This window comes from Delftia sp. NA_296.1, from assembly GCF_052692095.1.
In genome coordinates this window covers 314,126-326,413 of record NZ_JBQZGF010000005.1, presented here as the reverse complement: position 1 = coordinate 326,413, position 12,288 = coordinate 314,126, and the positions used below count along the sequence as shown (strand labels likewise).

At 68.7% G+C, this 12,288-nt stretch carries 11 protein-coding genes; all 11 read left to right on the top strand.

Features of this window, described 5'->3' with window-relative positions:
• Positions 1 to 3 precede the first annotated feature (3 nt).
• Complete coding sequence (gene mdcG, locus ACUTR7_RS15260; protein WP_445609172.1) at positions 4 to 702, top strand: malonate decarboxylase holo-[acyl-carrier-protein] synthase; 699 nt, start codon at positions 4 to 6, stop codon at positions 700 to 702.
• Positions 699 to 1,559: a triphosphoribosyl-dephospho-CoA synthase MdcB gene (gene mdcB / locus ACUTR7_RS15255; protein ID WP_445609171.1), complete on the top strand. Its 861-nt coding sequence runs from the start codon at positions 699 to 701 to the stop codon at positions 1,557 to 1,559. Before mdcG ends, mdcB begins: the two co-directional genes overlap by 4 nt.
• The gene (locus ACUTR7_RS15250) at positions 1,556 to 2,467 is read left to right on the top strand and encodes an acyltransferase domain-containing protein (protein ID WP_445609170.1); all 912 of its coding nucleotides are present in this window, start codon (positions 1,556 to 1,558) and stop codon (positions 2,465 to 2,467) included. Before mdcB ends, ACUTR7_RS15250 begins: the two co-directional genes overlap by 4 nt.
• 106 nt (positions 2,468 to 2,573) lie before the next feature.
• Positions 2,574 to 4,556 carry an acetate--CoA ligase gene (acs, locus tag ACUTR7_RS15245; RefSeq protein WP_445609169.1) on the top strand — a complete coding sequence of 661 codons (1,983 nt, stop codon included), beginning with the start codon at positions 2,574 to 2,576 and terminating at the stop codon, positions 4,554 to 4,556.
• Between the two features lie 177 nt (positions 4,557 to 4,733).
• On the top strand, positions 4,734 to 5,213 hold the full coding sequence (locus ACUTR7_RS15240) for an IclR family transcriptional regulator domain-containing protein (RefSeq protein WP_445609168.1): 480 nt from the start codon (positions 4,734 to 4,736) through the stop codon (positions 5,211 to 5,213).
• A 186-nt stretch (positions 5,214 to 5,399) separates the two neighbouring features.
• Complete coding sequence (rpoH, locus tag ACUTR7_RS15235) at positions 5,400 to 6,344, top strand: RNA polymerase sigma factor RpoH (protein WP_012203622.1); 945 nt, start codon at positions 5,400 to 5,402, stop codon at positions 6,342 to 6,344.
• A gap of 97 nt (positions 6,345 to 6,441) precedes the next feature.
• Positions 6,442 to 7,434, top strand: coding sequence for a Bug family tripartite tricarboxylate transporter substrate binding protein (locus ACUTR7_RS15230; RefSeq protein WP_034390683.1), 993 nt, complete (start codon positions 6,442 to 6,444; stop codon positions 7,432 to 7,434).
• Between the two features lie 19 nt (positions 7,435 to 7,453).
• Positions 7,454 to 8,200 carry a sterol desaturase family protein gene (locus ACUTR7_RS15225; protein WP_043824659.1) on the top strand — a complete coding sequence of 249 codons (747 nt, stop codon included), beginning with the start codon at positions 7,454 to 7,456 and terminating at the stop codon, positions 8,198 to 8,200.
• On the top strand, positions 8,197 to 9,132 hold the full coding sequence (locus ACUTR7_RS15220; protein WP_445609167.1) for a fatty acid desaturase: 936 nt from the start codon (positions 8,197 to 8,199) through the stop codon (positions 9,130 to 9,132). Before ACUTR7_RS15225 ends, ACUTR7_RS15220 begins: the two co-directional genes overlap by 4 nt.
• Positions 9,133 to 9,147: 15 nt before the next feature.
• A complete protein-coding gene (locus ACUTR7_RS15215; RefSeq protein ID WP_071954482.1) occupies positions 9,148 to 11,100 on the top strand; it encodes a StlD/DarB family beta-ketosynthase in 1,953 nt (650 codons plus the stop codon).
• The gene (locus ACUTR7_RS15210; RefSeq protein ID WP_088166208.1) at positions 11,100 to 12,068 is read left to right on the top strand and encodes a DUF6999 family protein; all 969 of its coding nucleotides are present in this window, start codon (positions 11,100 to 11,102) and stop codon (positions 12,066 to 12,068) included. Before ACUTR7_RS15215 ends, ACUTR7_RS15210 begins: the two co-directional genes overlap by 1 nt.
• The last annotated feature ends 220 nt before the right edge of the window (positions 12,069 to 12,288 follow it).

The window sequence follows — 12,288 nt, the reverse complement described above, 5'->3', positions numbered from 1 at the left end:
AGCATGCTGGACACCCTGCACCGCCACCAGCTGGTGAACCTCGGCCCCCAGGCCTGGGCGGACCTGCTGGAACGCCCCTGGGATGCGCAGGCGCGCGAGATCCTCACGCACTGGCGCGACCATGCACTGCCGCTGGTGGTCGCGCGGCAGTCGGCCGACCATGCCGCCGCCGGCCTGATGGCGCTGGGCCTGCCTGCGCCCGGGCGCTGGCAGCGGCGGCGCATGGGCTTCGATGTGGCGCGCGGCGCGGCCATCGGCACCCGCGAATTTCCCTCGCTGGGCGAGCTGATGGCCTCGCACACGATCTCGCACTCGGCCTCTCCCCTCGCCACATACGGCGCCTTGCAGCAGTGCCTGCGCGCTGCCGGCGCGACGGGCTTTGTCTTCGGCAGCCACGGGTGGCAGTGCATCACGGGCCTGCCCTATCTGCGGCCCGGCTCGGACATCGACCTCTGGGTTCCGGTCGATGGCGCCGAACAGGGCGATCGGCTGGCCCGCCTGCTGCAGGCCATGCCGCAGGAAGGCCCGCGCGTGGATGCCGAGCTGGTGTTTCCCGGCGGCTGGGCCGTGGCCTGGCGCGAATGGGCCGCCTGGCGTGCAGGCAGGGTGCGATCGGTCCTGGTCAAGGGCCTGCACGGGGTGGCACTGCGTGAAGACCATGAATGGTGTGCGCCGGCTGCGGCGCCTGGAGTTCCTGCATGAAACCTGCCCTTCTCCACCCGGCCCGGGCCTTGCCATCGACCGGGCATATCGGCCGCGCGGCCACGCTGGCCCTCTACGACGAGCTGTCGCTGACACCCAAGCCCGGCCTGGTGACCCTGGTGGACCGCGGCAGCCATGACGACATGGATGCCCACAGCTTCATGCGCAGCCTGTTCGCGCTGCGCAGCTACTTCCCCAAAATGGCCCAGGCAGGCAGCCAGGGCGCATCGTTTCCCGTGCTGGAGCGCCTGGGCATCGAGGCGGAGCAGCGCATGCTGGCCGCCACCGGCGGCATCAACACCCACCGTGGCGCCGTCTTCATGCTGGGCCTGCTGTGCGCGGCCGGCGGCGCGGTGCTGGCCGAGCAGGCCTGCATTCCCGGCGCCGCATGGCTGCGCGAGGCCCTGTGCCGCCACTGGGGCGATGCGCTGCAGCAGCGCAGCCTGCGGGCCTCCGCCCTGCCCGGTGGCATCGCCGCGCGCCGCCACGGCCTGCGGGGCGCCTCGCAGGAGGCTGCCCTGGGTTTCCCCGTCCTGTTCGAGACCGCCGTGCCGGCGCTGGCCAGAGCGCATGCCAGCGGGCTGCCCGCTCCCTTGGCGCGGCTGGAGGCCCTGTTCCACATCATGGCGGTGCTGGACGACTGCAACCTCGCCCACCGCGCGGGCATGCAGGGGCTGCGCCAAGGCCAGGATGCCGCGCGGCGCTTTCTCCAGGCGGGCGGCTGCGCGCATCCCGACGGCCTGTCCAGGGCGCAGGCCATTTGCGACGATTTCGTGGCGCGCCGCCTTTCACCGGGCGGCGCGGCCGATACCCTGGCGGCGGCCTGCTGGGTGCTGCGTGTCTGCGAGCGGCCATGAGCTTTGCACTGCTGTTTTCGGGCCAGGGTACGCAGCATCCCGCCATGCTCCCCTGGCTGGCGGACGATGCATGGACACAGGCAGTCTGCGAACAGCTGCAGGTTTCGCACTGGCGCGACAGGTTGGCGGATGCGCCGTGGGCCGAGTCCAACGCCGTGGCCCAGCCGCTGCTGGCGGGCCTGGCCATGGCCGCGTGGATGCAGCTGTCCCCGCAACTGCCCGCGCCTTCGGCCGTGGCGGGCTACAGCGTGGGGGAACTGCCCGCATTCGGTGCCGCGGGCGCGCTGGATGCCTGCGACATCGTTGCCCTGGCCGCGCGCCGCGCGGCGGCCATGGACCGCTGCGCCCAGCAGATGCCCGGCGGCGGGCTGCTGGCCGTCAGCGGCCTGCCGCCCGCGCGCATGGCCGCCCTGCTGGAGACGACCGGACTGGCCGTGGCCATACGCAACGGCCCAGAGAACCTCATCCTGGGCGGCCCCCATGCGGCGCTGGAGCAGGCGCAGGCGCTGGCAGTGCGCCAGGGCGCGCATGCCACCCGGCTGCGCGTGCAGGTGGCTTCCCACACCCCGTGGATGCGACAGGCCGCACAGGCCTTCGCACAGGACCTGGGCCAGGTGGCCGTGCACGCGCCCGCCGTGGCGCTTTTCAGCAACACGGCCCGGCGGGTGCGTGACGCCGCAGGCGCCCGTGCAGCCCTGTCCGAGCAGATAGCGGGCACGGTGCACTGGGACGACTGCATGGACAGCATTGCCGCACGCCAGGTGCGGTGCGTTCTGGAGATCGGCCCCGGCCAGGCGCTGGCACGCCTGTGGAACCAGCGCCATCCGGACATTCCGGCCCGCTCCTGCGACGACTTCCGCAGCGTGGCGGCCATTGCCGGCTGGATAGGCCGGCACTGCGGGGACTGACGCCCCGGGGCCTTGCGCCTGAGCCTTTGCGCCGAAGCCTTTGCGCCGGAGTTTTTTTGCGCCGGCTTCGTGCCCCCTTGATTTCTAGACCCAGGAGACAACCACCATGAGCCAAGACCTTGCACCGTCCCTTGCACCGTCCTATCCCCCATCTGCAGAGCTGGCCCGCAATGCGCGCGTGAGCGGGCGCGCCGCCTATGACCGGCTCGTCGCGGAGGCGGACGCCGACCCCCAGGCGTTCTGGGGCCGGCTCGCGCGCGAGTTCGTCGCGTGGAAGCGCCCGTTCACGCGCGTGCTCGATGAAAGCCGCGCCCCGTTCTACGAATGGTTCAATGACGGCACGCTCAACGCCAGCTGGAACTGCCTGGAGCGCAACATCCAGCGGGGGCTGGGCGAGCGCACGGCCCTCATCTTCGAAGCCGACGATGGCGCGGTGACGCAGGTGACCTATGCGCAGCTTCTTGCCCGGGTCAATCGCCTGGCCAACGCCCTGCGCAGCCTGGGCGTCGGCAAGGGCGACCGCGTCGTCATCTACATGGCCATGTCGATTGACGGCGTGGCCGCCATGCAGGCCTGTGCACGCATAGGTGCCATTCACTGCGTGGTGTTCGGCGGCTTCTCCGCCACGGCGCTGCGCGACCGCATTGCGGACACGGGGGCCTGCGCCGTCATCACGGCAGACCAGCAAGTGCGGGGAGGACGGCAATTGCCTCTCAAGAGCATCGTGGACGAGGCCCTGGCCCAGCCCGGCTGCGAGCAGGTCCGCCACGTGCTGGTGGCACGGCGCACGGGCGGCACCATCGCCATGCACCAGCCCCGGGACCTGTGGCTTGAAGAAATCACCGCAGCCCAGAGCGATGTCTGCGAACCGGAATGGGTGCAGGCCGAGCATCCGCTGTTCCTGCTCTACACCTCGGGCTCCACCGGAACCCCCAAGGGCGTCCAGCACGCCACCGGAGGCTATCTGCTGCATGCCGCCGTGACCTGCGCCTGGACCTTCGACCTGCAGCCCTGCGATGTCTTCTGGTGTACGGCGGACATCGGATGGGTGACCGGCCATACCTATATCGCCTACGGCCCGCTGGCGCTGGGCGCCACGCAGGTGGTGTTCGAGGGCGTGCCCACCTACCCGGACGCGGGACGCTTCTGGAAAATGATCGAGGCCCATGGGGTCACGGTCTTCTACACGGCGCCCACGGCCATTCGCTCGCTGATCAAGGCCGCCGACGCCGATGCGCAGGTGCATCCCGCGCGCTACGACCTGGGCAGCCTGCGCATCCTGGGGTCCGTGGGCGAGCCTATCAATCCCGCCGCCTGGCACTGGTACCACGAGCAGGTGGGCGGGGGCCGCTGCCCCATCGTCGATACGTTCTGGCAGACGGAGACGGGCGGGCACATGATCACGCCGCTGCCCGGAGCCACGGACCTGGTGCCCGGCTCCTGCACGCTGGCCTTCCCGGGCATTGCCGCCGCCGTGGTGGACGAGGCCGGCAACGAGCTGCCCTGGGGCGACAGCGGCATCCTGGTGATCAAGCGCCCCTGGCCCTCCATGATCAGGAACATCTGGGGCCATCCCGAGCGGTTTGTCGCCAGCTACTTTCCCGAAGAATTCAAGGGCCGCTACTACCTAGCGGGAGACGGCGCGGTCCGCGATGCGCGCACCGGCTACTTCACCATCACCGGCCGCATCGACGATGTGCTCAACGTCAGCGGCCACCGCATGGGCACGATGGAGATCGAGTCCGCCCTGGTGGCCATGACCGACCTGGTGGCGGAGGCCGCCGTCGTGGGGAGGCCTGATGACACGACGGGAGAGGCCATATGCGCCTTCGTCGTCCTCAAGCGTTCGCGGCCCAGCGGCGCCGAGGCGGCCGACATCGCCAGGCTGCTGCGGGAGTGGGTGGCCAAGGAGATCGGGCCGATCGCCAAGCCCAGGGACATCCGGTTCGGGGACAACCTGCCCAAGACCCGCAGCGGCAAGATCATGCGGCGATTGCTGCGCAGCATTGCACGCGGCGAGCCCATCGTGCAGGACACCTCCACCCTGGAGAACCCGGCGATCCTGGAGCAGCTGTCACAGGCCTGCTGACGGCCAGGCTGCAATCCACAAGCGATGCAGCCTTGTCAGGCCGCGAGGCCGGCAAGGCAGCCCGCCCGTTCAAGCTCCCAGATGTTGGAAAGCAGCTGCCGGGCACGTCCCTCGCCGGCAACGGGCGCGGCAAGCTCGAGCACGGGCTCGACGGTGCTGTCGATTGCGGCGCCCCTGATGCGCACCCTCGCCGAGACACGCCGGATCAACGTGGGCCTGGCATGTCCCGACCGGGACGAGATGGTCTACCTGGAATCCATCCGCTACAACCGCCGGATCGTGCTCAGGCATGTGGTCTCGGGCCAGCGCGTTCCCATGGAACTGACGTCGCTGGGGCGCGCCTACCTGGCAGCAGCGCCAGCGGCCAGGCGCAAGGCCTTGCTCGACAGCTTCAGGCTCAAGAGGGGCGCCCAATGGCCTGCGCTGGAGCAGCAGATCCAGGCGGCGATCAAGTCCGTGAAAAGCCAAGGCTTCTGCGCCGCATCGTGGCAGCCGGAAGTGGTTGCGCTGGCCACGCCGCTGGTGACACCCGATGCCATCTATGTCCTGAACTGCAGCGTCTCCACCACGGAGCCTTTGCCGGCCATCGTGCAGGAGCTGCACCCGGCCTTGCTGCAACTGGGCCGGCAGATTGAAAGCCTGCTGGAAAAACTGTAATGCTCTCCCAGCAATATGCGCCCACCGCTGGCAAGCAGGGTTTCCAAAAATCGCTCAGACTAGGCACAAACGACTTTTGGCACTCCAAAAATGAGTGCAACCATCTGAAAAACCCACGGAACTTTGGCTTTAGCACTCGGTCATAACGAGTGCTAATATGAAGGAATGGAAGAAAGGAACTCTGCAATGACAAACGCCTCCGGCTCCATTGCGACCACCTTGGCACCCGCTAACCCCTGGGCCCTGGTGCCGCCTCTGGGCAATTTGGATGCCTACATTTCCGCGGTCAACCGCCTGCCCATGCTCACCCTTGAGGAAGAGCAGGACTACGCCCGCAAGCTCAAAGAACACAGCGATCTGGATGCCGCAGGGCGTCTGGTGATGTCCCACCTGCGCCTGGTGGTGTCCATCTCGCGCCAGTACCTGGGCTACGGCCTGCCGCACGGCGACCTGATCCAGGAAGGCAACGTGGGCCTGATGAAGGCCGTCAAGCGCTTCGACCCCGATCAGAACGTGCGCCTGGTGAGCTACGCCATGCACTGGATCAAGGCCGAGATCCACGAGTACATCCTGAAGAACTGGCGCATGGTCAAGGTCGCCACGACCAAGGCCCAGCGCAAGCTGTTCTTCAACCTGCGTTCCATGAAGCAGGGCCTGAAGTCCGACGCCGCCATGGCCGAGGACGGCGCCATGCTGCGTGACACGCTGACCTCGGGCGAGATCGACGCCGTGGCCGAGAAGCTCAACGTCAAGCGCGAAGAAGTCATGGAGATGGAAACGCGCCTGGCCGGTGGCGACGTGCTGTTGGACCCCTCGCCCAGCGACGATGGCGAGCAGGCCTTCGGCCCCATCGCCTACCTGGCCGATGGCGCCCACGAACCCACGGCCATGATCGAGTCGCGCCAGCGCGACCACCTGGCCACCGACGGCATTGCCATGGCGCTGGATTCGCTGGACGACCGCAGCCGCCGCATCGTCGAGGAGCGCTGGCTCAAGGTCAACGACGACGGCTCGGGCGGCATGACGCTGCATGAGCTGGCCGCCGTCTACGGTGTCAGCGCCGAGCGCATCCGCCAGATCGAGGTGGCTGCCATGAAGAAGATGAAGAAGGCCCTGGCCGAGTTCGCCTGATGGCCTGACGGCCTGGGCTGACAGGCCGCTTCAAGACAAACCCGGATAATCTCCGGGTTTTTTATTGCCCGCATCCTTTGCGGCCCCCACGTACCCCATGCCCGCCAGCGCCATCTCGCCACTACGCCGCCTCTTCGCCAATGCCTTGGCCACCGCCCTGGCTTCGGCCCTGCTGCCTTGCGCTGCCGTGGCGGGCGACAACTGGCCCAGCAAGCCGCTGCACCTGATCGTCGGCTTTCCCGCAGGATCTTCCCCGGACCTCACGGCGCGCGCACTGGCCGAGCCGCTGGAAAAGCGCCTGGGCCAGCCCGTCATCGTCGAGAACAAGGTGGGCGCAGGCGGCAACATCGCAGGCGAGCAGGTGGCCCGTGCGCGCGACGGCCATACCTTCAGCGTGATGATCAACGGCAACCTGACGATTGCCCGCCTGCTCAACCCGGCCGTGCGCTACGACCCCGTCAAGGATCTGCAGCCCGTCAGCCTGATCGGCGTGGCGCCCCTGGTGCTGGTGGCTCCGGCCGGCGCGCCCGAGGGCCGCGCCTTCCTGGAGGCCGCGGCCCAGGCTGGCAGCCGCTGGAGCTACGGTTCCCCAGGGGTGGGCACGGTGGGCCACCTGGGCATGGAGCTGCTCAAGAGCCGCTCCGCGCTCAGGCCCGAACACATTCCCTATCCCGGCTATCCGCAGGTGTTCAACGCCATCCAGGGGGGCGACCTGCAGCTGTCCATGCTGCCGCCCGCACTGGCCATGGCCCAGGTGCAGGCCGGCAAGCTGCGCGGCGTGGCCGTGACCTCGGCCGCGCGCAGCCCGCTGGCGCCGGGACTGCCCAGCCTCAAGGAGCTGGGCGTGGGGGATTTCGATCTGGAGATCTGGAACGCCGTGGCCGCGCCCAAGGCCATGCCCGCCGCCCATGTGCAGAAGCTGGCCGAAGCGGTCAGCGAGATCGTGCGCTCGCCCGAGATGCGTGCACGCCTGGCCGCCCAGGGCTGGCAGGCTGTCGGCAGCTCACCCGAGGGCCTGGCCCTGCGCATACGCCAGGACGTGACGGCACTGGGCCGCATCATCCGCGAACAGGGAATCCACGCGCAATGACGTGCTTGATCACACTGCCATGACCGCTGCCCAAGCCTTCACCGAACTCAACGCCTGGCAGGTCATGGCCTGGGGCCTGCTCTTCTTCGGCGTGCTGTACACGGCCGGCGGCTGGGGCATGACGGCGCTCACGCGCTGGCTGCAGCGGCGCGGCGTGGGCCGCGTGCTGGACACGCGCCCGCTCAAGCCCGACCAGTTGCGCCGCGAATGGCGCCAGTCGCTGCATTCGGTGCTGATCTTCGGCATCGGCATGATCGTGCCCTGGGGCCTTCTGCAATTGGGTTGGGCGCGGCTGGAGCCCGATGCAGGCCCCTGGCGCATTGCCGTCGAAATCGTGGTGCTGCTGATCTGGAACGATGTGCACTTCTGGATCAACCACCGCCTGCTGCATACGCGGCTGCTGGGGCGCTTTCATGGTGACCACCACCGCTCCATCGTCACCACGCCGTGGTCCACCTACAGCTTCCATCCCATCGAGGCGCTGATGCTGGGCAACGTCATCCTGCTGCCCATGGTGGTGCATGACTTCAGTTTCTGGTCGCTGGCCTCGGTGCCGGTACTCAGCCTGCTGCTGAACGTCATAGGCCACTCCAACTATGACTTCTTTCCCGGGGTGTCCGACACGCATGCGCTGGCCGCCAGCCGGCGCCACCATCTGCACCATGCCCGGCCCAATGGCAACTACGGCTTTGCGCTGGCCTTCATGGACCGGCTGATGCGCACGCGCGTGGCACTGCCCGCCACGGCCCGGCCCAGGACGGAATGAGCCGACCGCCTGCTCGCCACGTCCAGCCACGGCTGCCCCGGCTGCGCCACTGGCGCGACCTGCAGTCGCTGGCCTATCTGGTGGCGCTGCCGCTGATCGTGTGGTGGCAGTGGCAGCATGGCTGGAACCTGTGGCTCTACGGGATCGAGCTGTTCCTCACGCTGGGCGTGGGCGTCATCCACCACAACCACACGCATTTGCGCATGTGGCGCGGGCGCTGGGCCAACCGCTTCACCGACTACTGGCTGACCCTGCTGCAGGGCCACCCGACCTTTGTGTTCTGGCCCGCCCATGTGGCCAACCACCACCGCTTCCGCCACGGCCCGCGCGACATGGCACGCACCTACCGCTTCGGCGGCGACCACAACCATCTGCTGGGCTACCTGCTCCACCCGCTGCAGGCCGGCTGGGTGCTGTACCCGCTGTTCCTGCGCTGGCTGGGCCAGCTGCGGCGGCATTGGCCCGGCGCTTTTCGCTACTGCATGGGCCAGTACCTGCTGTGGCTGGGCAGCTGGGCACTGCTGATGTCGCTGGATTGGCAAAAGGCCTTGCTGCTGGTGATCGTTCCCCAGCTGCATGGCCTGCACTGGCTGCTGGCCACCAACTACCTGCAGCACGCCCATGCCGATGGCCGGCCGCTGACGCGCGGCCAGCGGATGGACAGCGCCACGCCACTGAACTACGCGCGCAATTTCGAGGGCTGGGTCAATCCGCTGCTGTTCAACATCGGCCTGCACACGGCCCACCACGAGCGGCCCCAGGCCCACTGGTCCGAGCTCACGCGCCTGCACAGCGAACACTACCGCCAGCGCGTGGCACCTGCGCTCAACGAAGGCGGACTGCTACCCTACATGGCCCGCGTCTTCGTGCTCGGCACGGTCTGGCCGCCGGCGCGCACGCGTGCGCAAATGCCTCCCGGAACATACGACTGATACGACCCTGAACCCATGCCCGTCGCCTATTCCAACGTCTATCTGCATGCCGCAGGCATGTTCCTGCCCGGTGAACCCGTGGACAACGCAGGCATGGATGCCTACGTGGCGCCGCTCAACCGCCTGTCCGAGCGCCTCAAGCGCCGCATCCTGGCCGAGAACGGCATTGTCCAGCGCCACTACGCCATAGACGCCGAAGGCCGCACCGTCCACAGCAACACGGCCATGGCCGCCCAGGCCATCCATGACTGCCTGGCACAGGCCGGGCGTGCGCTGGGCGATGTCGGCTTCCTGGCCAGCGGCTCGTCGGGCGGCGATGCACTCATGCCCGGCTTTGCCAACATGATCCAGGGCGAGATGGCCGCGCCGCCCATGGAGACCCTGTCCGTGCACGGCGTCTGCGCCGCCAGCGTGGGCGCGCTGCAGGCAGCGGCCCAGGCCGTGGACCGCGCGCCCGACTCGCTGGCCCTGGCCGTGGCCAGCGAAATGCCCTCGCGCCTGTTCAAGCGCTCGCGCTTCGCGGCCCAGGGATACAACACGGACTTCGATGCCCACTTCCTGCGCTGGATGCTGTCCGATGGCGCAGGCGCCGTGCTGCTGGGCGGCCCGCAGGCCCTGCCCCAGGCGCCGGGCCTGCGCCTGAAGCTGCGCTGGACGCACCTGCGCAGCTTTGCGGGCGACTACCCGGTCTGCATGCAACTGGGCCTGACGCCCGACCGCGCCACCAGCCACCTGGACTTTGCCGCCTGGGGCGATGCCGAGGCAGCAGGCGCGCTGTCGCTGCGCCAGGACATCCGCCTGCTGCCGCACCTGTTCGATGTCTGCATCCACGAATACGCCCACCTGGCGCACACGGGCTGGGTGCCTGAGCGCGGCATCGACCATTTCCTGTGCCACTACTCGTCCGAGCGCTTCATCCCCGTGGTCGATGAGCTGCTGGGCAAGGCCCAGCTCGGCATCCCGCGCGAGCGCTGGTGGAGCAACCTGGCCTGGCGTGGCAACACGGGCGCGGCTTCCATCTTCGTGATGCTGTCCGAGTTCCTGCGCACGGAATCGGCACGCCTGAAGCACGGCGATACCGTGCTGTGCTTCATTCCCGAATCGGGCCGCTTCACGGCCGGCTACATGCTGCTGGAAGTGGAGGATGCGGCCCAGGCTCCCACCGCCACCCCGGCCACGGCCGCAGCACGCAGTGCCACCGCCGAAGCTCCCGCTGCCCCGGACCTGCTGCCCGATGTCTCCACCATCGCCCCGCCCCACGACCCGAACCAGGCCCCGGCCACGCTGGCGCCGCTGCTGACCGAACTGGCCAGCCTCTGGCAGGACTACCGCTCACGCGTGTGGCGCACGCCGCTGCTGCAGCGCATACGCACAGGCAGGCTGCAGACGGCGGACTACGTGCGCTGGATGAGCCACTGGGTTCCCCAGGTGCGCGAGGGCAGCCTGTGGATGCGCGAGGGCGCGGCATCGCTGACCGGCGAGCACGCGGCGCTGGCCGCGCTGATCGACGTGCATGCGGGCGAGGAGCAGAACGACTTCCGCATCCTGCACGAGGACTACCTCAAGGCCGGCGGCACCGAGACCGACCTTACCCGCCTGCGCCGCAACCCCGGCGGCGAGGCGCTCAACGCCTACCTGCACGGCCTGGCCGCCACGCCCAATCCGATCGGCCTGCTGGGCGCCATCTACATCATCGAAGGCACGGGCCAGCGCATCGTGCCCAGCCTGCTGCCGCTGCTGCGCGCCAGCCTGCCGCTGCCGCCCGATGCCTTCCGCTTCCTGGAATACCACGGCGCCAACGACGAACACCACCTGGAGCGCTGGCTCATGGCCGTGCAGATGGTGATGGCGCTGGACGACACAGACGGAAGCGGGGGCACGGCGGCGCAGGCCATCGTACGCACCGCGCGCCACACGGCGGCGCTGTACCTGATGCAGTTCGAGCATGTCCTGCCCGAGGAGCACTGATGCAACCACCAGACTTCATCGAACCGCCCCACGACGAGCGCGACCCCAGCCCCTGGCGCGCGCTGTACCTGGACCAGAGCACGCCGCTGCCCGACGACGTCAAGGCCGCCTGGCTGCGTGACTGCAGCAGCGGCTCGCGCCAGTACCTGCTGCCCTTCCTGCGGCCGCTGGCACGCACCAGCATCGTGCTCATCCAGATCCTCAAGGTGCTGCTGCCGCGCAACTGGGCGCACTCCAGGCTGCTGCACCGGCTGCTGGCCTTCAGCATGAACCGCTTCGTCTCGCCCGAGGCCAACTGGCTCATCCTGCGCCACTTCCACCTGGGCTCGCAGATCCTGGCCTTTGTCGCGGCCAACGCGCCCACGCCCGTGTCCACCACACCGCTGGAGCCGGACAGCATCGACGACATCAAGGACGACCTGTTCCTCAGGCACGACCTGAACCTGTTCAACTTCGTCATCCGCCTGAACAACGCGCTGCGCGCCGCAGGCCAGGAACTGCAGCCCGTGGCCGAGCCCGACTTCGCCATGCTGCGCAACCCGCCCCTGCGCCTTGAGGACATGCCGCGCGGGCGCCTGAACCTGCTGGACCTGCAAAGCGCCATCGAGGTCTACACGCCCGTCTACCAGCTGCTGCTGACCGACAACGACTTCTGGCGCGCCAGCAACTCGCTGCAGCTGGACGAGACCGTGGCCATCTATGCGGCCAAGATCCTCGCCTCGCCCGAGCACTTGGTCATGCTCAACAACAAGCACCCGCTGGTGCCCCTGTCCACCCTGCGCGCCGGCCACCGCCTGGTGCTACACGGCCTGTCCACCGAAATGCTGCACTGCCTGCTGATGAAGGTCGCCAGCGGCGACATCCCGCTGCCCGCACGCGAGCTGGCACGCATGCGCGAGGCGGCCCGCGCCCACGGCAGTGACAGCAGCGGCAGCGCCAACAACGCCGACAGCACCGCAGCCGTCTGACCCAGGTCAAGAAACAGCGGCAGATGGCCGCCATCCCGCGCGAAACGCGTTACATCGCGTTGCATTCAACGGCATAGCCCGCTAGCCTGCACGGCTTCTCCCGGGGCGCGCCGCCCGGGTCCACTGCCGGTGCCCTGGGTGGCTGTCTGCCCGCCCAGGCTGCGGCGCATCCTAGCCTGCGTGCCCCATGCCATCGTCGTCCTCCACGCCTTCAGCGGTT